Below are 22,628 nucleotides of genomic sequence, written 5' to 3'. Positions count from 1 at the left end.
CCAGCGGCCTCTTGTGCGACTCTGCCGGTGCCCACGCTATAAGTCGACAAAATCACTCATGAATTGTTAGCGCCAATAATGTGATCACAGGAAGAATTTTCGTGATCACAAAGCGGGATTTCCACTCTGTTTTCACTGAAACGTGGCAAATTTTCCAGTCGTGACGCGTGACACCTGCGACAGATCGTCCTATGCATGTGCCAGACATTATTCCGGCCAGCCCCGCGGCACCCATAGCAATAGCCGATCGTCTTTTGCCATGCGAATTTCGGGGCCAAGCGACAGAGGGACCCACTATGGCAGAAACGAAACGGGTTGAACGGCCCCTTTCCCCCTTCATGATCGGTCAGTATTACCGCCCGCAAATGACCTCGATCTCGTCTATTCTGACGCGGATCACGGGCAATGCGCTGATCATTACGACAATCCTCGCCGTCTGGTGGCTGATGGCCGCAACCGGCGCGCCCTCCACCTTCGAGACCGTCAACTGGCTCATGACCTCCTTCATCGGCGATCTGGTCTTCACGGTTTCGGTGCTGGGCCTTTGGTATCACTACCTCGCGGGGCTGCGTCACTTCTACTTCGATTCGGGCCGCGGGCTCGATATCGAGACTGCCGAGAAACTCGGCATGGCCTGCATGATCGGTTCGGTCGTGCTGACCCTTCTTACCATCATCATCGTCTGAGGGAGGGATCTCATGCGTTACCTCACCGACCGCAAGCGCGCCGTTGGCAAAGGAGCCTCGGGGACGGGCACCGAACATCACTGGTACATGACCGTCTCGGCATGGGCTCTGGTGTTCCTCGTTCCCTGCTTCATCTTCATCTTCGGCTCCGCACTCGGCAAGTCGCAGGCGGAAGTCATCGCGACCTTCTCGCATCCCTTCCCGGCGATCATCACCGCGCTGACCTTCTTCGTGGGTCTGCGTCACTTTGCCAAAGGCGCACAGACGATGATCGAGGACTACTGGCAGGGCATGACCCGCAAGATTGCGGTGCTGTTCGTGCAGGGCCTGTCCTATTTTCTGATCGCATGCGTGCTTTACGCGCTTGGCCGGATGGTTCTCATCGGCCTGGCAATGGGCGCCTGATAATAACGGGATAAAGACAAATGGCTGCTTACGAATACGAGACGCATAAATATGACGTCGTGGTTGTCGGTGCCGGTGGCGCCGGTCTGCGCGCGACGCTGGGCATGGCCGAGCAGGGTCTGCGCACCGCCTGTGTGACCAAGGTTTTCCCGACCCGCTCGCACACGGTTGCCGCACAGGGCGGTATCGCCGCCTCGCTGGCCAATATGGGCCCCGATAACTGGCAATGGCACCTCTATGATACCGTGAAGGGCTCGGACTGGCTGGGCGACACCGACGCGATGGAATATCTGGCGCGTGAGGCGCCCAAGGCCGTCTACGAGCTCGAGCATTACGGCGTGCCGTTCTCGCGCACCGAAGAAGGCAAGATCTACCAGCGCCCCTTCGGCGGTCATACCACCGAATTTGGTGAAGGCCCGCCCGTTCAGCGCACCTGTGCCGCCGCCGACCGGACCGGTCACGCGATCCTGCACACGCTCTACGGCCAGTCGCTGAAGAACAACGCAGAGTTCTACATCGAATATTTCGCCATCGACCTGATCATGTCGGAAGACGGCAAGTCCTGTGTGGGCGTGCTGTGCTGGAAACTCGATGACGGCACCTTCCACCTGTTCTCGGCCAAAACCGTCGTTCTGGCGACCGGTGGCTATGGCCGCGCCTATTTCTCGGCAACCTCGGCCCATACCTGCACCGGCGACGGTGGCGGCATGGTGGCCCGTGCGGGTCTGGCGCTGCAGGATATGGAATTCGTCCAGTTCCACCCGACCGGCATCTATGGCTCGGGCTGCCTGATCACCGAGGGCGCGCGCGGCGAGGGTGGTTATCTGACCAACTCCGAAGGCGAGCGCTTCATGGAGCGTTATGCACCGACCTATAAGGACCTCGCGTCCCGTGACGTGGTCTCGCGCTGCATGACGATGGAAATCCGCGAAGGTCGCGGTGTGGGCGAGCATAAAGACCACATCTTCCTGAACCTCTCGCACCTTCCCCCCGAGGCGCTGCACGAGCGTCTGCCGGGTATCTCGGAATCCGCGAAGATCTTCGCCGGTGTCGATGTGACCAAGGAACCGATTCCGGTTCTGCCGACGGTGCACTACAATATGGGCGGCATCCCGACCAACTATTGGGGCGAGGTCATCAACCCGACCGCCGAAGACCCCGATGCGATCGTTCCCGGCCTGATGGCTGTGGGCGAGGCGGGCTGTGCGTCGGTTCACGGTGCGAACCGTCTGGGCTCGAACTCGCTGATCGACCTTGTGGTCTTCGGTCGCGCAGCCGCGCTTCGGGCGGGCAAGACGCTCGATCCCGAGGCGCCGAACCCGACCATGAACCTCAAGGGCGTGGAAGCGGCCTTCGAGCGGTTCGACAAGATCCGCTATGCCAAGGGCGGCACGCCGACGGCAGAGCTGCGTCTCGAGATGCAGCGCACGATGCAGGCCGATGCGGCCGTGTTCCGGACAGACAAGACGCTGGCAGAAGGCGTCGAGAAGATGAAGTCTGTGGCCTCCAAGCTCGACGATCTCTCGGTCACCGACCGCTCGCTCGTATGGAACTCGGATCTGATGGAAAGCCTCGAGCTGACCAACCTCATGCCGAATGCGATGGCCACCATCGTCGGTGCTGAGGCCCGTAAGGAAAGCCGCGGCGCCCATGCGCATGAGGACTACCCGGATCGTGACGATACCAACTGGCGCAAGCACTCGATTATGCGTGTCGACGGCCCGAATGTGGATCTGACCTTCCGTCCGGTGCATATCGATCCGCTCACCAAATTCGAGGATGGTGGTATCGATACGGCCAAGATCGCGCCCAAAAAGCGGGTCTACTGATGCGGGGGCGGCCGGCTCTGGCGGTGGTTCTGGGGGGCGCGCTTGCGCTCTCCGGCTGCACCAAGATCCCGGTCGCTCGGGCAGAAACCCTCTGCCAGCAACGCGTGCAGGATGCGCGTCCGGTCTCCGGTTCTGTGGGATTGGGCGTGGCAAACGGAAAACCGGCCACCTCTTATGATCTGAAGGTGGGGATCTCCTCGGATACGTTCCGCGACCCCAACGAGGTCTACAAGAGCTGTGTCTACCAGTATTCCGGTCAACTGCCGCAAACGCCGCTCTATAACAGGTGATCCGCTGTCCGGTGGCCCCGGGCAGGGAAGAGATATAACGGGGGCGCTTCGCGACGAAGTCCGCTACGCAGCGACCCGCCCCGTCCACATATGACCGGAGGTAGAAACATGGTTCAGTTTTCCCTACCCAAGAATTCGAAGATCCGTGTCGGCAAGACATGGCCGAAGCCGGAAGGCAAAAACGTCCGCAAATTCCAGATCTATCGCTGGGAGCCGGAAGATGGTGAAAACCCGCGGGTCGACACCTATTTCGTCGACCTCGCCAAATGCGGCCCGATGGTTCTCGATGCGCTGATTAAGATCAAGAACGAGATCGACCCGACCCTGACCTTCCGCCGCTCGTGCCGCGAAGGGATCTGTGGGTCCTGCGCGATGAATATCGACGGCCATAACACGCTGGCCTGTATCTTCGGTCTCGACGAGATCAAGACCGATGTGGTCAAGATCTACCCGCTGCCGCATATGCCGGTGGTCAAGGATTTGATCCCCGATCTGACGCATTTCTACGCGCAGCACGCGTCGATCATGCCGTGGCTGGAAACCAAGACCAACCGTCCCGAGAAGGAATGGCGTCAGTCGATCGAGGATCGCAAGAAACTCGATGGTCTCTACGAGTGTGTTATGTGCGCTTCCTGCTCGACCTCCTGCCCGAGCTACTGGTGGAACTCCGACCGCTATCTCGGTCCGGCAGCCCTCCTGCATGCCTATCGCTGGATCATCGATAGCCGCGATGAAGCCACGGCAGAGCGTCTCGACCAGCTCGAAGATCCCTTCAAGCTCTACCGCTGCCATACCATCATGAACTGCACCAAGACCTGCCCCAAAGGTCTCAATCCGGCGAAATCCATCGCCGCGATCAAGCATATGATGGTCGAACGCCAGAACTGATCCTTACGGTCATGTCCTGCGACACCCCCGGCGAAAGCTGGGGGTGTTTGCATTTTGCATTGCAGTATACGCATGTAAGCGTTGCAGCGCGGGCCATGGCGCCGCGATATAAAAACTTTATATCAGGCGTCGGGGAGGAACTCGGAAACACTGGAGAGTTCCATGAATCAGATTGTCAAATTCCCGGAACAGGCCGAGTCCGCTCTGAAGCAGGAAGACGCGCTGGCCTATTACAATCCCGGTACGCACAAGCCGGAACAGGCCTCACCGCAGGCGCAAAAACCTGCAAACATCGCTGTTCTTGATGAAATGTATGGCTACTATAGCGCCTGAACCGGTCTCTAGGGCCTGACAGACCCCGGTTGAGCAACCGGGGTTTTGTTATGTCCAAGAGGTTCGCGATGAAGCTTTCCACGCCCGAACATGCCGCGCCCGCCGATGCCATCGCGCGCAAATCCGTCCCGCCGGTGATCTGCTATCCCGTCACCACATTGCCCCGACCCGATCTTGCCGCCTATCGCGCATCGCGGGCAGGGGCGGAGAAAATCGGCGAGGTAATCGTTCCTCCGCGCGATGGTGCCTGTTTCCACGTGAAAGCCGGCCAGTTCTTCCGGATCTCCTCGATCGAGGGCGCCCAGGTGGGCGATCTCAACCTCTGGTCAGCCGATCTTTCCGAGCGGTTCTATTCCGGCAAGACCCGCGCACTCCACGGCACGCATCTGTCCAGCGGTGACCGCTTCTGGTCCTCTTTCCCGAGCCTGCGCCCGATGGCCACGATCATCGATGACAGCCTCGACTGGTATGGGGTCGATCCCGATGGCGGGTCGGTGCATGATGTCATCGGTACCCGCTGCGACCCCTATACCCATGCGCTGCTCAGCGATGGCGGGCAATATCACCATTGCTGCCATTCCAATCTGACGCGTGCCTTGGCAGCGGAGACGGGCATGTCCCTGGCCGAGGCTGAAACCCAGGTGCATGACGTCTTCAACATCTTCATGTGCACAGGCTTCACCCGTGATACGGGGCAGTATTTCATGAAGGCAAGTCCGGTCCGCCTCGGCGATTACATGGATATCTTCGCCGAGATCGATCTTCTCGGCGCGCTCTCGGCCTGTCCGGGCGGCGATTGCTCCTCCGAGCACAGCTCCGATAGTGCGGCCTGCTACCCGCTCAAGGTCGAGATTTTCGCCGCCTCAGAGCCGCCCCGCGGCTGGGAGCCTTCCGCACGCAACTCCTATGACCGGAGCCACGGCCTGTAACAAAGACAAAGGGGCCCGCGCGGCCCCTTCTTCCAGTGTCTGTAAATATCCCGGGGGAATTGGCGCGCAGCGCCAAGGGGGCAGAGCCCCTAATCGGCCTCCGGCTGCGGTGCGGCGAGGGGGGCAAGCTCGCTCTCGACAAAGCGTTCGAACGCATCCAGATCCATCGCCCGGAACTGGCCGAAACTCTGGATCCAGATGATCGCCTCGCTCATGGCCGAAGGTTCCAGCTTGCACCATTTCACACGGCCATGCTTTTCCTGACTGATCAGTCCTGCTTGGCTCAGGATTGCCAGATGTTTCGACACGCCCGCCAGCGAGATGTCGAACGCGCTGGCCACATCGCTCACCGCCATATCGTCCTCGAGCAGCATATGCAGGATCTCGCGCCGCGTCGGGTCGGCGAGGGCTGCGAATATCGCATCGAGATCGGAAGAGGGCTGCGTGCTCATGGGCTTACTTACGGAGGTTTTGGGTCGATGGTCAACCGATGGGTTGAATTTGGATTTTGGCCCCGCGGGGCGGGGTGGTCAGATTGTCGCAGGGCGGCGTGAGGTGTGCGGTTTTCAAAATTGATACATATCAGTGCCTTGCGCGGTATTCCTCCTGCGGTCATGAGCGTTGACTCACTGCGCCGTGACGTCTATCACAGCCCTAACACGACCAAAGGCCTGAATGATGAGCAACGAGCCTGATCCCGAACGTCTAAAAGCGCTCGAAGACAAGCTTGCGAAGCTTAGAAAGCAGGCCCCGGGCGAGACGGATGGACCACCGCGTGGCGGTGTCGCACAATCCGAGCTTGCCTGGAGGATGGTCATAGAGCTGGTTTCGGGGCTGGGTATCGGTTTCGGGGTCGGTTACGGGCTTGATGTCCTCTTGGGAACGTTGCCGATCTTCATGATCATCTTCGTTCTTCTGGGGTTGATTGCGGGGGTGCGCGTGATGATGCGCACCGCTGCGGAAATAAATGCGAAACCTGATGCCGCTCCTGCGGCTGATGAAGAGGGAAAATAGACGTGGCGGAAAGCACTTCGAACGCCAATGGCTCGTCCAAGATGATCAGCTACATCTTGTTCGCCGTTGTGATCCTGATGCTCCTCATTGCGATTGTGACCGAAGGGTCGGGCGAGATGGCTTTCCACCCGATGGACCAGTTCGTGGTCTCCCCTCTGGTGGGTGAGGGTGCTGTCCATTGGTATACGATCACCAATGCAACCCTGTGGATGGCGATTGCGATCGTCGCAATCGTTCTGGTGCTGGTTGTCGGTACCCGCGGCCGCGGCATTGTGCCCTCGCGCGCACAATCCATCGCCGAACTGTTTTACGGCATGGGCCACAAAATGGTCGAGGATATCTGTGGCAAGGAGGGGCTGAAGTTCTTCCCCTATGTCATGGTGATCTTCTCCTTCATCACCTTCGCGAACTTCCTCGGCCTGCTGCCGGGTAGCTTTGCCACCACCTCGCATATCGCTGTGACCGCTGTTCTGGCACTCTTCGTGTTCGTCTCGGTGACCGTGATCGGCTTCATCAAGAACGGCGCGGGCTTCCTGAGCCTGTTCTGGGTCTCGGCTGCGCCGCTTCCGCTGCGTCCGATCCTTGCCCTGATCGAGGTGATCTCCTATTTCGTCCGCCCCGTATCGCATTCGATCCGGCTTGCGGGCAACATCATGGCCGGTCACGCGGTGATGAAGGTCTTCGCAGGCTTTGCCGCCATCGCGCTGATCTCTCCCGTGTCCGTGCTGGCCATCACTGCAATCTACGGCCTCGAAGTGCTTGTTGCCTTCATCCAGGCCTATGTTTTCACGATCCTGACCTGCGTCTATCTGAAAGACGCGCTGCATCCCGCACACTAAGGTCGATCCAAGGGTCGCGTTAATCTACTCAAGCCAATTCCAACTTTAGGAGTGACGACTATGGAAGGCGATATCGTTCAAATGGGTGCTTACATCGGTGCAGGTCTGGCTTGTATCGGTATGGGTGGTTCGGCAATCGGTGTGGGCACCGTTGCAGGCAACTTCCTGTCGGGTGCCCTGCGCAATCCGTCGGCAGCCGCTGGTCAAACCGCAACGCTGTTCATCGGCATCGCATTCGCAGAAGCACTGGGGATCTTCTCGTTCCTCGTCGCTCTGCTGCTGATGTTCGCCGTCTGATCCCTTTTTCGCAATCTTGCGGACGGAGGGGCCCCGACGGGCCCTTCCGAGTTTGAGACAGGACCGCGTGCCTGCGGTCCGAGAGGGACAACGACATGGCAACAGAACATGAAGCTGGCGATGTGGCGGTGACGGCTGGCGCTTCGGCGCATAACGCCGATGCTGCCGGTATGCCGCAGCTCGACTTCTCGACCTATCCCAACCAGATCTTCTGGCTTCTGGTCTCGTTGGTCGTGATTTATTGGGTTCTGGCAAAAGTCGCGCTGCCGCGGATCGCCTCCGTGCTGGCCGACCGTCAGGGCACCATCTCGGGGGATCTTGCCTCCGCCGAGGAATTCAAGCTCAAGGCCAAAGAAGCCGAGGCCGCCTATGAAAAGGCCCTGGCCGATGCTCGCACCAAAGCGCAGGCCATCGTGGCCCAAGCCCGTGCAGACATCCGGAAAGACGTGGATGCGGCAATCGTGAAAGCGGATGCCGAGATCGCGGCGAAAACGGCCGAAAGCCAAGCGCGGATCGCGGAGATCGAAGCCGGTGCCAAAGAGGCGGTGGAAGCCGTCGCCAAAGACGCTGCTGTCGAGATCGTCTCGGCTCTGGGTGGTCAGGCCGACCAAGCCAGCGTCGCTGCGGCTGTCGACGAACGGTTGAAAGGATAAGGTCATGAAGAAACTTGCTGTTCTCATCGCCCTTGTCGCTGCTCAGCCCGCCTTCGCAGCGTCCGGCCCGTTCTTCAGCCTGCATAACACGAACTTCATCGTGACGCTGGCCTTCCTGACCTTCATCGGTGTGCTTTTCTATGTGAAAGTCCCGACGATGCTGGGTGGCCTGCTCGATAAGCGTGCCGCAGGGATCAAATCGGACCTCGAGGAGGCGCGCAGCCTTCGTGAGGAAGCCCAAGCCATTCTTGCCACCTACGAGCGCAAGCAGCGTGAAGTGCAGGTGCAGGCCGACGAGATCGTCGCCAGCGCCAAGCGCGACGCGGAGCTGGCTGCCGCTCAGGCGAAGAAGGATCTGGCCGATTCGATCGAGCGTCGCCTGAAGGCTGCAGAAGAGCAGATCGCCTCCGCCGAAGCCGGTGCCGTGAAAGCCGTGCGCGACGAGGCCATCACGGTCGCGATCGCTGCTGCTGGCAAGGTTCTGGCCGAGCAGATGTCTGCAGCTGATAAAGCGGCCCGCGTTGATGCGTCCATCGACGAGGTCGCCCAGCGTCTGCACTGATCTTTCGAGGTCACTAAACATTCTAACCCGGCCCTTGGGCCGGGTTTTTTCATGTCAGCTTGCGGGACGCGTCAGCTGCTGCGCTGTTGCAGACGCAGCTTTGCTGTTTCCTCGTTTTTCATCGCTTTGCGGTTATGGGTCATCTCGACCTCGACGAAGTTCATATGCGCCGCCACTGCCTCGCGTGCGGCCGTCCCGTCGCGCTTCTGGATCGCCTCGTTCATCGCGCGGTGCTGGTTGAGCAGCTCGTCACGGGTCACGCGGTTCTTGAAGAGCATGGAGCGGTTGTAAAACACGCCCTCGCTCAGCAGGTCGAACATCGCGCGCATCATATGCAGCATGATCACGTTATGGCTGGCCTCGATGATGGCCAGGTGGAATTGCGCATCAAGCGCGGCTTCATCAGCATAGCTGCGTTTGCTATGGGCGGCTTCCATGCGGCGGAAAAGCCCGTCGATAACCTGCAGATCGGTATCGGAAGCAAAACGCGCGGCGCGCTCGGCGGCCAGCCCTTCGACATCGCGGCGGAAGGCCAGATAGTCATAGACCGCCTGATCGGAGGACGAGAAGAGGCGGATCAGCGCGGGCGAGAAAGCCGAGCCCAGAACATCGGCCACATAGACGCCGGCACCGGCGCGCGTGGCAAGCAGCCCCTGATCCTGCAGCTCCGCAATCGCCTCCCGCAGAGACGGGCGCGAGACGCCGAGCCTGTCCGAAAGTTCGCGCTCGGAGGGCAGACGTTCACCCGGGCGCAGGATCCCCTGCAGAATCAGCTCTTCGATCTGGCGCACGATGGCCGTGGCAAGCTTTTCCGATTCGATTCTCTGGAACGGCATCGCAGGCACCTCCTTGGTTAGTTTTTCTAGCCAATCTATCCGATGCCATGGGATCTGGTCAAAAGAAAGGGCCAGCAGATGCCGGCCCCTCCCAAATCGGTAATGGAAAAACTCAGTTGTTCGTCGGCGTGATGATGAACTCGACGCGGCGGTTCTTGGCGCGGCCTTCCGCGGTCAGGTTCGACGCGATCGGGTTCTCTTCGCCGCGACCATAGGACTGGATGCGCGAGGCGGGCACACCGGCCTGCACCAATACGCCGGTGACGGCATCGGCGCGGGCTTCCGAGAGGCGCTGGTTATAAGCAGCTTCGCCGGTGTTATCGGTGTTGCCGACGACCTGCAGCGTGGAGTTCGGGTAGCGGTTGAGGCTACCGGCCAGCGTGTAGAGGTCGTTACGCAGGCTCGGGCGGACGGCCGAGCTGTCGGTATCGAACAGGATATCCTGCGGCATGGTCACGACAAGGTTGTTACCGTTGTTGACGACCGAGGTGCCCTGTGCGTCGAGATCGCGGCGAAGCTCTTGCGCCTGCTTGTCCATCTGGTTGCCGATGGCGCCACCGATCAGGCCGCCCACGGCGGCACCGGCTGCAGCTTTGGTCAGACGCTCGTCACCACCGGACATGGCGCCTGCGGCACCGCCCAGAAGAGCGCCGGCAATCGCGCCGCCACGGGTGTTCTGATAGGGGTCGTTCGGGTCGGCGGGGGTGGTCACACAGCCTGCCATTGCAAGCAAGGCGACACCTGCCACACCAAGGGAAATCTTCTTGTTCATCTCGTTCCAGCCTTTGTTCATGCGCCCGTATTCTCGGGCGTCCGGTGGATATTACGTCCGAGAGAAGGGGAAGTTCCATCAGGCTTCAATGGCTGGGCGGCATTTTGCCGAAGGCTTCCGCCAAATGTTATCCGCCGCGATCCAGCGCTACAGCATAGGCGAACGCTCGGCCTCCGAACGGGCCGCTTCGCGCGCCAGAAGCACACGTTTCGTGGTCAATCCCCAGTGATAGCCGCCCAGCCCCCCCGATTTGCGAAGCGCACGATGGCAGGGAATCAGCGCGGCAATCGGGTTCTTGCCGATGGCGGTGCCGACCGCGCGGGTGGCCTTGGGCGAGCCGATGGCCGTGGCAATGTCCTGATAGGTGGAGACGGCGCCTTCGGGGATCTGCAGCAGCGCCTCCCAGACCTTGATCTGGAACGCGCCGCCTGTGAGGGTCAGTGAGACGTCTCCCCGCTGGGCGAAAGCTGCCGCGACCCAATTGCCGAGTGCGGCAGGGTCCTCGCGGAACTGCGCGGCAGGCCAGCGTTTTGCCAGATCGGCAAAGGCCAACGCCTCTCCCATCTCTTCGGTAAAGGCCATGCCGCAGATGCCACGCCCCGTCCCCATAGCGATTACAGGGCCATAGGGGGTCTCGAACCGGCCCCATTGGATGGTCAGCCCTGCGCCTTCCCGCGCGAATTCGCCGGGGGTCATGGCCTCCCAGCGCAGGATCAGATCATGCAGGCGGGCAGAGCCGGAGAGCCCCGTAGCGGCTGCCACGGCGATCAGCGGATGCCGTTTGCGCAGGAGATCTTTGGCCAGATCCAGCTTGAGGTATTGCATGTAGCGCTTGGGAGAGACACCGGCCCATGCGGTGAAGCATTTCTGGAAATGCGCCTCGCTCAGGTTCAGACGCTGCGCCAGATCGGCCAGCGAGGGTGTCAGCCCCTCGGCATGGGCGGCATCGATCTCGGCGATGGCGCGCGCGATCAGGCGGTAATGATAGCGGTCTTCCATGGGGTAGGGCCTTTTGCGGTTTGGCCCAGATTAAATCGGGCCGCGCCGGAGCACGACCCGAAACCTGTGTGAAATTCAGGCAGCGATCCGGTCCTGACGGGCGCGGCGGTCCTTGCAGAACATCTCTGCCTCCCAATCGGCGAGCCAGACGCGGGCCGACAGGTCATGATATTGCGCCAGCTGCGGCGCAAGGCTGGTGCGCACGCGCGGCGGCATCAGCGACATATAGGGGGAATCTGCCTGAACGGTCGCAACCCACATCCCCTCGGCCAGAACCAGCTCGGGCGCGGTAAAGAGGAGCGAATAGACCATGCGGCGGCCTTCGAGGCGCGGGCTATGGGGCGCCAGATGATCGGCCTGTGCCAGCATCTCGGCCTCTGCAAACCACAGTTCCAGTTCGGGTCCCGCCAGCAGGACACCGGTGCGCGGGCTCATCACCAGCTCGCGCTCGGGCAGGTTTGGGCCGAGCAGTTCGGCGGAGACGGACATCAGCTGCGTGGCCAATGGCGCACGGCGCGGCATGGTGTGATGACCAAGCCAGAGAAGCGGCTGGTAGCCATTATCGCGGGTCAGCACACGGTCACCGGGGCGCAGCCAGTCGATGGGCTGGGGGCCTTCATCGGTGGCAATCAATGTGCCGCCCGCGAGGCAGGGCATGTTTGAGATTTCTTCGGGCGAGGCGGCGCGCGCACCGCTCGAGCTTTGGGAAGCCTCCCGGTAGGGGATGCCGGGTGTCATCACGTCGGAGGGGATATAGAGACAGAGCTGTCCGTCGATTTCGATCCGGTCAAGGCGCAATGTCCCCGAGGTCGATTCGAGCAGAACGGGGATATCGGCGGTCAGATAACCACGGGCCAGCGCTTGACCATCAGGGTCGCGCAGCACCGCGATCTCACCCTCGAACAGGATCTCCAGCATGTTTTCCGGCTGAAAATCGCTCCGCAATGTCCAGACCTGTTCGTCGCGATCCCGTATGATTGCCGAGATCGGATAGCCCATATCCATCTGCACCTCCTCGTATTTGTGCCCCGCATCCTCAATCTGCTTCGAGGATGGATAACATCTGCTTAACGGAAATGACGTTAATGATGATTTCGTGAGTTGCTCCCGGGTTTGACTAGAAAGAAGACAGCGCTGAATGGGCTTGCGATGGAGAGCTCATCTGGGCATAGCTGGACCATGAGCAAACAAAGCGTCAAACAGTTTGGATATAACGAAATGTGCGAGGTTTTCGCACGTTTCCAGGCTTCCGAGGCCGAGCCCAAGGGCGAGCTGGACCATGTGAATGCCTATACGCTTCTGGTGGCGGTCGCGCTCTCGGCGCAGGCGACGGATGCGGGGGTGAACAAGGCCACAAGGCACCTCTTCCCGATCGCCGATACGCCGCAGAAGATGCTGGATCTGGGCGAGGAGGGGCTGACCGAGCATATCAAGACCATCGGTCTGTTCCGCCAGAAGGCCAAGAATGTCATCAAGACGGCCAGAATTCTGGTCGAGGAATATGGCGGGGAGGTGCCATCGTCGCGGGCGGCGCTGCAATCGCTGCCCGGCGTGGGGCGCAAGACGGCGAATGTGGTGCTGAATATGTGGTTCCATTATCCCGCGCAGGCGGTTGATACGCATATTTTCCGCATCGGAAACCGCTCGGGCATCTGCCCCGGCAAAGACGTGGACGCGGTCGAACGCGCCATCGAGGATAACGTCCCCGTGCAATATCAACATCATGCGCATCACTGGCTGATCCTTCACGGACGCTATATCTGTGTCGCGCGTAAACCGAAATGTGGTGCCTGTCTGATACGCGACCTGTGCCAGTTCGAGGAGAAAACCTTATGAGCAAATATGATGTCGTGGGTATCGGCAATGCGATTGTCGATGTGATCAGCCGCTGCGAGGATGCGTTTCTCGACAATATGGCGATCGAGAAGGGGATCATGCAGCTGATCGAGACCGATCGCGCGGAGCTGCTTTATGGCGCGATGGACGAGCGCAACCAGATCCCGGGCGGCTCGGTGGGCAATACGATTGCGGGCATCGGTAATCTGGGGCTGAAATCGGCCTTTATCGGGCGGGTGCGTGATGACGGTCTGGGCCGGTTCTACGAGGCGGCACTGAAGGCCGAGGGCACCGATTTCCCCAATCCGCCGGTGAAGGCGGGCGAACTGCCCAGCTCGCGCTCGATGATCTTTGTGACGCCGGATGGCGAGCGTTCGATGAATACCTATCTCGGGATTTCCTCGGAGCTGTCGGCCGAGGATGTCCCCTTGGACGTCGTCGAGAACACGCGCTACCTGTTCCTCGAGGGGTATCTGTTCGACAAGGATAAGGGCAAGGCCGCGTTCCTGAAGGCGGCGCAAGCAACGCGCCGGACGGGCGGGCAGGCAGGGATCGCGCTGTCGGACCCCTTCTGCGTGAACCGTCACCGCGAGGATTTCCGGCGCCTTGTGCGCGACGAGATGGATTTCGTGATCGGCAACGAGCATGAGTGGGAAGCCCTCTACGAGACTGATCTGGCATCGGCGCTGGAGCAGGCCGCGCAGGAATGCGCGCTGGTGGTCTGCACCCGCGGCGGGGCCGGTGTGGTGATCCGTCGTGGCAACGAGACAGTGGAAGTGCCGGTAAAAGCGGTGACGCCGGTCGATGCGACAGGCGCGGGTGACCAGTTCGCGGCAGGGTTCCTGTATGGTATCGCCACGGGCGCGTCGCTCGAGGAGGCCGGCCGGATGGGGTGTGTGGCGGCGGGCGAGGTGATCACCCATTACGGTGCACGGCCGGAAGTGGATGTGAAAGAGCTCTTTGCCGCAGCCGGTATCTGAGCGATATCATCGGGGCGAGTGTCCGAGGGGGGAGCCTTCCTCGGGCGCCCGAGGGCGCCGCTCACGCGGCTCCGCTGCCGCGCGTAGTTGGTTAGTCCTGCGGGGGAATGTCGGGTTTGGGTCGCGTGGGGAAGAGCCAATCGGCGATCAGCATGCACGCCAACGCCCATGCAGCCCCGATGGACCATCCCGCCAGCACATCGGTCGGCCAGTGCACGCCCAGGGCAACGCGGCTGATGCCGACGCTGACCGCAATGAGCACCGCTACCGAAATCAGATAGGCCCGTGTCCGACGGCGGGCCTGTAGGCGCGCCAGCATCACCGCAAGGGTGAGCCACGTGATCGTGGCCATCATCGAGTGGCCCGACGGGAAAGAGGCCGAGGTGACATCGGTCCCGTGCGGCACCAGGTCGGGGCGGGTCCGGTCAAACAGCATCTTGGTGATATTGGAGACGACCTGCCCGCCGATGACGGCGGCCAGCAGCACCCAGACCTGACGCCGATAGCCTTCCATCAGCAAATAGCCCGCGGTGAAGACGGTCAGCGCGCCGAGGACCGTGACCCCGCCAAGCGCGGTGATATCGCGCACCACGGTTTCCATCCATGCAGGCCCGTTGAGCACTGCCAGATCATCGCCATTGCGGAACCACAGAAGGATTGCGCGATCGAAGGCGGTGGTGTCGCCCTCGGTCATCTCGGCGGCGATGGCGCCGAAGGCCCAGATGCCGCCTCCGATCAGGATCAGGCTGAGCAGCACTCCGATCTCGATGCGATCCAGATGCCGCCCGAGCCATGGCCCGACAGGGGCGGGCAGGCGGGCGGCGAGGCGGGCGGGTAGGGTGGGAGCTTCATGCGACATATCCGGCCAACGCAGCTTTCATAAGCGGGTTCCCCAGCCCGAGAAATTATTGCCCGAGCTTGGCATGGACCTCATCGAGGTCGACCTCTCCCAGAGGCATCTTGTTGTCGGGATTGTCAAAATCATATCTGAAGAGCTGGAAATCCTTCTTGTAGATCTCCCAGACCAGATGGCGCGAGAGATCATCGAAATAATCGCTGATCGGATGGGCGCGCTTGGGGCCGTGGCCTTCGGATTCGTTGAATTTCGGCACCGCCGAAAGATCCACTTTCACCGGCGTCTGGATATCGTCGAGCACGCTTTGCATGCCCTCGTTGAACTTCTCGGTGAAGAAGATGTTGTTGTAGCGGCCGCCGTTGACGATGAAAGTCGAGATATGGCCGGACATGGCCGACCAGTGGATGTCGGGCTCCATCGGGCGCCGCCAGCGGATTGTGTCACGCGCAAACAGCAGGAAGCGGCGGAAGCTCTTGATCTGATCGAAGTCGAAATTATCTTCCGGAGAGCCGACATCGATCCCGTATTTCTGTATCAGCTGCGGCACCAGATTGCCGCGGTAGCGGCGGCCATTGCGCTGGATGCCGGCGATCTTGTCGAAGAAGGATGACAGGATCCGGCCATAGGGATTGCGTACACAGGTGAAGGAATAGGCCTGACCGCCTTTGACGACCCGCTCGATCGGGCCCTGGCTATGCTCTTGCGACCATTTGTGCAGCCCTTCTTTCGAATCGTGGATGTCACCATCGAAGAACCGCCCGTGATCGGAATAGAACATGATCTGGCCGATCGACGAGCAGGCGCATTTGGGCACCACGCGATAGACCACGCTTTCGCTTTCCGTCATCCACGTTCCGGGAAACCCCATCTGTCTGCTCCTTTAACCCGGTGCGCTTATCGTCACCTTTACGCAATGATTAGTCTGAAAAAGCAAACAAACTTTATATTTTCAATGTCACTCGCCGCAAAGAGGGGCGATAGTGGCGTAACCGACATAAGCGACGCCCGAAATCATGGTCCAGATTGCCTTTATCCTCCTGACACACAAAGACCCCGAAACCGTGATCCGTCAAGCGGCACGGTTAACGGCGGCGGGCGATTGTGTCTCGATCCACTTCGATGCACGGGCGAATCCCAACGATTTTGTCAAAATTGCCGATGGTCTGGCCGATAATCCGCAAGTGACCTTTGCCAAGAAGCGGCTCAAATGCGGCTGGGGCGAATGGAGCCTTGTGGCGGCAACCCTCGAGGCGGTGAAGGCGGCAGTGGAGGCGTTTCCCGAGGCCACGCATTTCTACATGCTCTCGGGGGACTGCATGCAGATCAAATCCGCCGAATATGCCCATCAGCGGCTTGCAGACGAGCAATGCGACTATATCGAGAGCTTCGATTTCTTCAACTCGGACTGGATCAAGACCGGCTTCAAGGAAGAGCGGCTGATCTACCGCCACTGGTTCAACGAGCGCACCCATAAATGGTGGTTCTACAAGAGCTACGAGTGGCAGAAACGGCTCGGGATCACCCGCAAGGTGCCTGCCGATGTAGAGATGATGATCGGCTCGCAATGGTGGTGTCTGCGCCGCGATACGATCCTGAAAGTCCTGCAATTCTGCGTGGACCGCCCAGAGGTGATGAAATTCTTCTCCACGACATGGATCCCCGACGAGACCTTCTTCCAGACGGTGGTGCGCCATGTGGTTCCCGAGCGCGAGATCCGCTCGCGCACACTGACCTTCCTGATGTTCACCGATTACGGCATGCCGGTGACCTTCTATAACGACCATTACGACATGCTTCTGGCGCAGGACTACCTGTTTGCCCGCAAGATTAGCCCGAAGGCGAAAGAGCTGAAAACGCGGCTCGGCACGCTCTGGGGCGAGGAGGGGATGGCGTTTCCGATCTCCAATGAGGGCCGCGCCATGTTCGGCTTCCTTACGCAGAAGGGCCGCGAGGGACACCGGTTCGCGCCGCGCTTCTGGGAGACCGAGGCGACCCTTGGCCGCGATCGCGCACTCTATGTGGTGGTATGCAAGAAATGGCATGTGGCCAAGCGCCTCGTCGAGCAGATCCGCACGCGTAGCGACCTTCCTTGCGTGAACTATCTGTTCAATGAGGAGGAGGAGCTGCCGCCTTTGGGGGGCATCGAGAAGACGCTTGAAAAACGCAACCGTCACCGTCGGGCACTGCTGCGGATGCTCTTGGAATATCACCGCAGTGACCGGCTGCTGATCTGTGTCGACCCGTCGGATTTCGATCTTCTGCGCGATCTGACCTCGGATAAATCCGAGACGCGGATTCTCGAGATCCAGACGGAGTTCTCGGACGACTATCTGGTGGGCCATGCGCAGCGGATCGGGCTGGCGGGCCATGACAGCCCGCCGCAGATCTACGAGCGTGTCCTTCCGACGATCCGCTACGATCTGCGCTACGAGAGCGAGCGGATCCGCGATGCGGAATTCGAGCATTTCTGGCGCATCCGCGAGGCATCGGGTCTTGCGGGTAATGCCGAACCGCTTGCGCAATTCCTGAAGATCGATACCGATACCGCTGCCGAAATAGCGGCAACCCACTACCTGTTTTCCGACTGAGGAGGCTTCCCTTGTCCTATTCCTACGATAGCGAGAATATCTTCGCCAAAATCCTGCGCGGCGATATTCCCAACGCGACCGTGCTCGAAACCGATTACACGCTGGCCTTCAAGGACATTACCCCCAAAGCACCCGACCATGTGCTGGTCATCCCCAAGGGGGCCTATGTGAATTACGACGATTTCTGCCAGAACGCCTCCGACCCAGAGATCCTCGATTTCATGCGGGCCTGCGGGCAGATCTGCAAGGATCTGGGCGTCGAGGACAAGGGCTTCCGCGCGATAACCAATGCGGGCGAGCATGGCTGTCAGGAAGTGCCGCATTTCCACATGCATATCCTGGCGGGCAAGGTGATGGGGCCGCTTCTGGCCGAATGATCCCTGCCTGAGTGATCCCTGAATGAACAAGGCACCGGTTCGCGCCGGTGCCTTCGGGACATGGGCGGGGCTATAAGGTCGGCTCGGTTACAAGGTCCGGCTCAGTTGCGCAGGCCGGTCTCTTTCAGCATCCCGCGGCGCTTGGCCTCATAGTAATAGCCGCGCGAATAAAGCGAGACGGCCTTATCGCTCGAGCCATCCGACAGCAGCCAGGCGCCGCGGAGGTATTTGCCCGCATATTTGAGATTGGTTTCGGCATCCAGAAGGTTGCGCGGTGCGCCACTGAAGCCCATAGCGCCTGCGGTCTGGGGCGAGATCTGCATCAGGCCGTAGTAGCTGCCATTGCGCGCCTCGGGGCGGTAGGAGCTTTCTCGGGTGACCACACGGTGCATCAGCGCGCGCGGGATCTCGTATTGATCGGCATAGCTGTTGATCATTCTGCGTAACTCGGGCGTTTCGTTGGGGCGCAGGTTCATCTGCTGGGGGGGCACCTGTTTCTGGGGCGTGCTGCATGCCGCCATCCCGAACAGAGCCACAAGGAACAGGCTGAAAACAATGATCCGCTTTGTGAAATGCATCTATCTGCGCGCTCCGGAGAAACCGATGGCGGCAGTTAGCCACAAGTTTACGGTGGGGAAAACCTGACAGATCCGCCCGCCAGAGACAGGGGACGCCGGTTCGGCGATGTTTCGCCCATAGGATCGGCGGGGATCTGCCTATGCGGCAGATCTCAGAGTTTCAGTCCCCGCAATCTTAACGCATTGGCCACCACGAAGGTCGAGGAAAACGCCATCGCTGCCGCCGCCAGCAGAGGCGACATGCCCGGCCCGCCAAAGGGTTTGAGCACGCCCATCGCCACAGGAATCAGCGCCACATTATAGGCAAAGGCCCAGAAGAGGTTCTGGCGGATATTGCGCATGACGGCGCGCGAAAGCCGCACTGCCTGCCCCACGCCGCGCGGGTCGCCCTGCATCAGCACGACCTCGGCAGTCTCGATGGCCACATCCGTGCCGGTACCGATGGCGATGCCGATATCGGCAGCAGCGAGGGCGGGCGCGTCATTGATACCGTCACCGACAAAGGCGGTGGTGCCTTTCGCTTTCATCTCTTCGATAGCGGCCACTTTGCCATCGGGCAAAACTCCCGCCACAACATGGCTGATCCCCAGCCCCTGCGCCACGCTTTGCGCTGTGCGTTCCAGATCGCCCGAGATCATCGCAGTTTCCACATGGGCGCGGTTGAGCGCCTGCACGACCTCGCCCGCCTGCGGCTTGATCGGATCGGAGACGGCCATCAGTGCGGCCAGCTCCCCATCCACAGCCACCCAGATCGGGGTCTTGCCCTTGGCGGCCAAGGCTTCGGCCTCGGTACCCAGCGCGTCAGTGGCAATCCCGGCCTCGGCGAGTGCCGCTGCATTCCCGATCACCAGCTGGTGGCCATCGGCCTCGCCGGTCAGACCACGGCCCGTCTGGCTGCGCACACGTTTGGCGGCAGCAGGCGTGAGGCCCCGTGTCTGGGCCCCTGTCACGATGGCCTGCGCCAGCGGGTGTTCGGAGCGCGCCTCGATCCCTGCCGCCAGCCGCAATGCTTCTGTCGCGGGCAGGCTGTCTTGGGCGGCAATAAGGTCGGTCAGGGTCGGGTGGCCCTCGGTCAGGGTGCCGGTTTTGTCAAACGCGACGGTCTTCACCTCGGCCAGCCGTTGCAGAGCGTCCCCACGCCGGAACAAAAGCCCCATCTCTGCCGCGCGCCCCGTGCCCACTAGGATGGAGACGGGCGTGGCCAGCCCCATCGCGCAGGGGCAGGCGATGATCATCACCGAGATCCCCGCGACCATCGCGTGGGTGAAGCCCTGACCGGCGATCAGCCAGATCAGGAAGGTCAGCACCGAGAGCGCGATCACCACCGGCACGAAGACCCGCGTCACGCGGTCCACCAGCGCCTGCACCGGCAGCTTGCCGCCCTGTGCCTCCTCGACCATCGAGATGATGCGCGCCAGCACCGTCTCGGTGCCGGTGGCGGTCACGCGGTAGATCAGAGGCACGGTGCCATTGACCGTGCCGCCGGTGATGGCTGTGCCCTCGGTCTTGGCCACGGGAGCGGGCTCGCCCGTGAGCATAGACTCGTCGATCCAGCCCTCGCCCTTCGTCACGATCCCGTCTGCGGCCACCCGCGCCCCGGGGGGCAGATGGACCAGATCGCCCGCCGCCAGTTCGGCCACGGGGAGGTCGATGACCTGATCTCCACGCTCCACGCGGGCTGTGTCGGGGCGCAGACCCACCAGCCGCGAGATCGCCTCGCCCGCTCGGCCTTTGGCACGGGCCTCGAACCAGCGGCCCAGAAGGATCAGTGTCACGATGGTGGCGGCGGCCTCGAAATAGACGCCGCGCGCGGCTTCGGGGACAACAAAAGGCAGCAGGGTGACCAGCGTCGAATAGCCCCATGCCGCCAGCGCCCCGAGCGCCACCAGCGAGTTCATCTCGGGCGAGCGCCTGAGAAGCGCGGGCAGCCCGAGATCGAGGAACACTTTCCCCGGGCCGAACAGCACGGCACTGGTCAGCACCAGCTGGATCACCCAGGAGACACGCTCGCCGATGGTGGCGTCGATCAGATGATGCATGCCGGGGATCAGGTGGCTGCCCATCGCCAGCACGAAGACCGGAAGCGTCAGCACTGCCGACAGGATCACATCATGGCGCAGCTTGCGGGCTTCGGCTTCTTGCTTCTCGGCGCGGTCGGGCAGGGGGCTTTCGTCCTTGCGGGCGGTGGCGGTGATCCCGAGGGGGGCGATCAGCTTCACCATCTCGCTCGGAGCAATCGCCCCTTGGGCATAGTGGATACGGATCTCGCGGGGGGCGGGGGTGACCTCCAGAATGGCGGGATGGGCCAGCAGAGCCTCGCGCAGAGCGGTCTGCTCCTCGGGGCTTGCCGCGCGCCCGAGCGCCAGAACGGTCTCGGCCTCGGCAATGGGATAGCCCGCCTGATCGAGCGAGGCGGCCAGATCGGCAGAGGCAGGCCCGTCAAAGACCAGCGTGACATTGCGCGCCATCAGATTGGCATTGGCTTGCGATACGCCCGGCACCTCCAGAAGCGCGCGTTCCACACGGCCCGTGCAGGCCCCGCAATGCATCCCGTCCACGATGAACCTTGTGCTTTGCTCTGTCATGATACCCCCGCTTGCAGATGTCCTGTCTTCAGATAGGCAACAAAATTGTCTGATGCCACCGGTCTTCGTGCAAATTCGGGAGAGGAGCGGGGGAGGGCCGCTTCTGACCTGTGTCATCTTTGCGATGTGTGAAGAATTTCTGGGCTAGCATCTTGGCAAGGGCCCCCGATTGCCGCTCCAATAGGGGTAAGAAGTTTTGATAGAGATGCGGAATTTTACCGCCTGTTCGGGTTTTATGTGTACGCGGTTGACCTGCATCTGACTGTAACAGGAGGTTACATATGAAGCGTCGTTGCGTGATTGGTGGCTTGGCGAGCCTGCCTGTTCTGGCCTCTCCAGCCCTGTCCTTCGCGCAGGAGGTGGAAACCGCCTCTGCCCCCGAACCCAAGATCTGGCCGATTGCCGAGCAGTATTATCCGCGCGAGGTGCGGGTGAAACCCGAACTGGCCGTGGGCTCTATCATCGTGCTCTCGGACAAGTTCTTCCTCTATCACATTACGGCCCCCGGCGTCGCGATGCGCTACGGGGTGGCTGTGGGTAAGAGCGAGCTGGTCTTCCGCGGCGAGGCGACTGTTGCCCGCAAGGTGAAATGGCCGAGCTGGACGCCGACCCCCGATATGATCAAGCGCGAGCCCGACCATTACGCCAAATATGCCGATGGCATGCCGGGCGGTCCGACCAACCCGCTGGGCGCGCGGGCGATGTATCTCTATCAGGACGGGCATGACACGGCGATCCGGATCCACGGCACCACGCAACCCAGCTCGATCGGCCATGCGGTGTCGAATGGTTGTCTGCGGATGGTCAATGATCATGTGATTGCGCTCTATGATGCCGTCGAACTGGGCACGCCGGTGACCGTCTATTGATGGCCTGTTTCGGGCGCTCCGAAAGAAAAACGAAAAAGATGACGTTTTTTCAAAATCGGGGTTGACGGTCCGATGCCCAGACCGTAGATAGCCGCCCAGTGGCTAGGTAGCTCAGCTGGTTAGAGCACACGACTCATAATCGTGGGGTCGGGGGTTCAAGTCCCCCCCTCGCCACCACTTCCAAACTTCCAGCGAAATCAAAGACTAATGCCTTCGGGCAACCGCCATATGATCCGGTGGCCAAGTCTGTGCGCAGGTCGTCCTGATGTCCGGATTGCTGTGAAAAAGGCGGCCTTTCAGCCGCCTTTCTGCTCCATATCCGCCCCGTTCAGTCTGCCATGCAGCGCCTCCAGCGCGGCGATCGTGTCGTCATAGCTTTGCAATGATTTCGGATGATCCTGACGGTTCCGGCGGTAGAATGCGATCCAGTCGGAAAGCTCCCCGACAGGATAGGTATTGAACCACACGCCAACGGTCAGGGTGAAGGTCTTGCCGCCTTCGTCGAGTTCGGCTGTTGCTGGCATCTTATGCTCCGTTTGACTTCGGGCCGTCTGTCTTCGGGCCGTCTTACTGCGTGGTTCTAGCCGAAAGACGCTGCCATGACAAAGCCCGAGGTCCGGGGCACAA

The 22,628-nt window shown here is 61.1% G+C and carries 27 protein-coding genes and 1 tRNA gene; 18 read left to right on the top strand and 10 right to left on the bottom strand.

The window, feature by feature from the left end:
* The first annotated feature begins 296 nt into the window (after positions 1–296).
* The 7 genes from sdhC (at position 297) to WDB91_RS01915 (ending at position 5,360) form a co-directional block, all read left to right on the top strand.
* A complete protein-coding gene (sdhC, locus tag WDB91_RS01945; RefSeq protein ID WP_339113484.1) occupies positions 297–686 on the top strand; it encodes a succinate dehydrogenase, cytochrome b556 subunit in 390 nt (129 codons plus the stop codon).
* A 12-nt stretch (positions 687–698) separates the two neighbouring features.
* Positions 699–1,091, top strand: coding sequence for a succinate dehydrogenase, hydrophobic membrane anchor protein (gene sdhD / locus WDB91_RS01940; RefSeq protein ID WP_339113483.1), 393 nt, complete (start codon positions 699–701; stop codon positions 1,089–1,091).
* A 20-nt stretch (positions 1,092–1,111) separates the two neighbouring features.
* The gene (gene sdhA, locus WDB91_RS01935; protein WP_339113482.1) at positions 1,112–2,920 is read left to right on the top strand and encodes a succinate dehydrogenase flavoprotein subunit; all 1,809 of its coding nucleotides are present in this window, start codon (positions 1,112–1,114) and stop codon (positions 2,918–2,920) included.
* Entirely contained in the window at positions 2,920–3,210 is a 291-nt protein-coding gene (locus tag WDB91_RS01930; RefSeq protein ID WP_339113481.1) for a hypothetical protein, read from the top strand. Before sdhA ends, WDB91_RS01930 begins: the two co-directional genes overlap by 1 nt.
* 108 nt (positions 3,211–3,318) lie before the next feature.
* Positions 3,319–4,098: a succinate dehydrogenase iron-sulfur subunit gene (locus WDB91_RS01925; protein ID WP_339113480.1), complete on the top strand. Its 780-nt coding sequence runs from the start codon at positions 3,319–3,321 to the stop codon at positions 4,096–4,098.
* A 162-nt stretch (positions 4,099–4,260) separates the two neighbouring features.
* On the top strand, positions 4,261–4,431 hold the full coding sequence (locus WDB91_RS01920) for a hypothetical protein (protein WP_339113479.1): 171 nt from the start codon (positions 4,261–4,263) through the stop codon (positions 4,429–4,431).
* A gap of 50 nt (positions 4,432–4,481) precedes the next feature.
* Positions 4,482–5,360, top strand: coding sequence for a DUF1989 domain-containing protein (locus WDB91_RS01915; RefSeq protein WP_339113478.1), 879 nt, complete (start codon positions 4,482–4,484; stop codon positions 5,358–5,360).
* A gap of 89 nt (positions 5,361–5,449) precedes the next feature.
* On the opposite strand, the gene WDB91_RS01910 is transcribed toward WDB91_RS01915, so the two are convergent.
* A complete protein-coding gene (locus WDB91_RS01910) occupies positions 5,450–5,812 on the bottom strand; it encodes a metalloregulator ArsR/SmtB family transcription factor (protein WP_339113477.1) in 363 nt (120 codons plus the stop codon).
* 226 nt (positions 5,813–6,038) lie between these two features.
* Between WDB91_RS01910 and WDB91_RS01905 the strand changes: the two genes are divergently transcribed.
* The 5 genes from WDB91_RS01905 (at position 6,039) to WDB91_RS01885 (ending at position 8,725) form a co-directional block, all read left to right on the top strand.
* Positions 6,039–6,374, top strand: coding sequence for an AtpZ/AtpI family protein (locus tag WDB91_RS01905; RefSeq protein ID WP_339114434.1), 336 nt, complete (start codon positions 6,039–6,041; stop codon positions 6,372–6,374).
* Positions 6,375–6,451: 77 nt separating this feature from the next.
* Complete coding sequence (locus WDB91_RS01900) at positions 6,452–7,213, top strand: F0F1 ATP synthase subunit A (RefSeq protein WP_339114433.1); 762 nt, start codon at positions 6,452–6,454, stop codon at positions 7,211–7,213.
* A gap of 60 nt (positions 7,214–7,273) precedes the next feature.
* The gene (locus tag WDB91_RS01895; RefSeq protein ID WP_339109046.1) at positions 7,274–7,510 is read left to right on the top strand and encodes a F0F1 ATP synthase subunit C; all 237 of its coding nucleotides are present in this window, start codon (positions 7,274–7,276) and stop codon (positions 7,508–7,510) included.
* 95 nt (positions 7,511–7,605) lie between these two features.
* Positions 7,606–8,163, top strand: a complete 558-nt coding sequence (locus WDB91_RS01890; RefSeq protein ID WP_339113476.1) for a F0F1 ATP synthase subunit B' — start codon at positions 7,606–7,608, stop codon at positions 8,161–8,163.
* 4 nt (positions 8,164–8,167) lie between these two features.
* Positions 8,168–8,725 carry a F0F1 ATP synthase subunit B gene (locus WDB91_RS01885; protein ID WP_339113475.1) on the top strand — a complete coding sequence of 186 codons (558 nt, stop codon included), beginning with the start codon at positions 8,168–8,170 and terminating at the stop codon, positions 8,723–8,725.
* A gap of 71 nt (positions 8,726–8,796) precedes the next feature.
* Here the strand turns inward: WDB91_RS01885 and WDB91_RS01880 are convergent, their stop codons facing one another.
* From WDB91_RS01880 to WDB91_RS01865, 4 genes are all read right to left on the bottom strand, one after another.
* Positions 8,797–9,561, bottom strand: a complete 765-nt coding sequence (locus WDB91_RS01880; protein ID WP_339113474.1) for an FCD domain-containing protein — start codon at positions 9,559–9,561, stop codon at positions 8,797–8,799.
* Positions 9,562–9,673: 112 nt separating this feature from the next.
* Positions 9,674–10,354: an OmpA family protein gene (locus WDB91_RS01875; protein WP_339113473.1), complete on the bottom strand. Its 681-nt coding sequence runs from the start codon at positions 10,352–10,354 to the stop codon at positions 9,674–9,676.
* A 126-nt stretch (positions 10,355–10,480) separates the two neighbouring features.
* Entirely contained in the window at positions 10,481–11,332 is an 852-nt protein-coding gene (locus tag WDB91_RS01870) for a bifunctional helix-turn-helix domain-containing protein/methylated-DNA--[protein]-cysteine S-methyltransferase (RefSeq protein ID WP_339113472.1), read from the bottom strand.
* Positions 11,333–11,407: 75 nt separating this feature from the next.
* Positions 11,408–12,337, bottom strand: coding sequence for a Hint domain-containing protein (locus WDB91_RS01865; protein WP_339113471.1), 930 nt, complete (start codon positions 12,335–12,337; stop codon positions 11,408–11,410).
* A 174-nt stretch (positions 12,338–12,511) separates the two neighbouring features.
* Here WDB91_RS01865 and nth point away from each other — a divergent pair, with 174 nt between their 5' ends.
* Positions 12,512–13,168, top strand: coding sequence for an endonuclease III (gene nth, locus WDB91_RS01860; RefSeq protein ID WP_339113470.1), 657 nt, complete (start codon positions 12,512–12,514; stop codon positions 13,166–13,168).
* Positions 13,165–14,148: an adenosine kinase gene (locus WDB91_RS01855; protein WP_339113469.1), complete on the top strand. Its 984-nt coding sequence runs from the start codon at positions 13,165–13,167 to the stop codon at positions 14,146–14,148. The genes nth and WDB91_RS01855 overlap by 4 nt, the downstream gene beginning before the upstream one ends.
* Before the next feature lie 91 nt (positions 14,149–14,239).
* Here the strand turns inward: WDB91_RS01855 and WDB91_RS01850 are convergent, their stop codons facing one another.
* On the bottom strand, positions 14,240–15,007 hold the full coding sequence (locus tag WDB91_RS01850; protein ID WP_339113468.1) for a phosphatase PAP2 family protein: 768 nt from the start codon (positions 15,005–15,007) through the stop codon (positions 14,240–14,242).
* 46 nt (positions 15,008–15,053) lie between these two features.
* Positions 15,054–15,872 (bottom strand): sulfotransferase family protein, encoded by an 819-nt coding sequence (locus tag WDB91_RS01845; RefSeq protein WP_339113467.1) that lies wholly within the window; start codon positions 15,870–15,872, stop codon positions 15,054–15,056.
* A gap of 145 nt (positions 15,873–16,017) precedes the next feature.
* Here WDB91_RS01845 and WDB91_RS01840 point away from each other — a divergent pair, with 145 nt between their 5' ends.
* Entirely contained in the window at positions 16,018–17,592 is a 1,575-nt protein-coding gene (locus WDB91_RS01840) for a DUF5928 domain-containing protein (RefSeq protein WP_339113466.1), read from the top strand.
* A gap of 11 nt (positions 17,593–17,603) precedes the next feature.
* Positions 17,604–17,969: an HIT domain-containing protein gene (locus tag WDB91_RS01835; RefSeq protein WP_339113465.1), complete on the top strand. Its 366-nt coding sequence runs from the start codon at positions 17,604–17,606 to the stop codon at positions 17,967–17,969.
* Positions 17,970–18,070: 101 nt separating this feature from the next.
* On the opposite strand, the gene WDB91_RS01830 is transcribed toward WDB91_RS01835, so the two are convergent.
* Both WDB91_RS01830 and WDB91_RS01825 read right to left on the bottom strand, forming a co-directional pair.
* On the bottom strand, positions 18,071–18,490 hold the full coding sequence (locus WDB91_RS01830; protein WP_339114432.1) for a lytic transglycosylase domain-containing protein: 420 nt from the start codon (positions 18,488–18,490) through the stop codon (positions 18,071–18,073).
* A gap of 209 nt (positions 18,491–18,699) precedes the next feature.
* Positions 18,700–21,132 (bottom strand): heavy metal translocating P-type ATPase, encoded by a 2,433-nt coding sequence (locus tag WDB91_RS01825; protein WP_339113464.1) that lies wholly within the window; start codon positions 21,130–21,132, stop codon positions 18,700–18,702.
* A 281-nt stretch (positions 21,133–21,413) separates the two neighbouring features.
* On the opposite strand from WDB91_RS01825, the gene WDB91_RS01820 reads away from it, so the two are divergent.
* Complete coding sequence (locus WDB91_RS01820) at positions 21,414–22,001, top strand: L,D-transpeptidase (RefSeq protein WP_339113463.1); 588 nt, start codon at positions 21,414–21,416, stop codon at positions 21,999–22,001.
* A 100-nt stretch (positions 22,002–22,101) separates the two neighbouring features.
* Positions 22,102–22,178 (top strand) — tRNA-Met (locus WDB91_RS01815).
* A gap of 119 nt (positions 22,179–22,297) precedes the next feature.
* On the opposite strand, the gene WDB91_RS01810 is transcribed toward WDB91_RS01815, so the two are convergent.
* Positions 22,298–22,525 (bottom strand): hypothetical protein, encoded by a 228-nt coding sequence (locus WDB91_RS01810; protein ID WP_339113462.1) that lies wholly within the window; start codon positions 22,523–22,525, stop codon positions 22,298–22,300.
* Between the last annotated feature and the right edge of the window lie 103 nt (positions 22,526–22,628).

Origin of the sequence: Thioclava sp. GXIMD2076, from assembly GCF_037949795.1 — a bacterium.
Lineage (GTDB): Bacteria > Pseudomonadota > Alphaproteobacteria > Rhodobacterales > Rhodobacteraceae > Thioclava > Thioclava kandeliae.
This window is presented reverse-complemented; position numbering and strand designations above follow the sequence as displayed.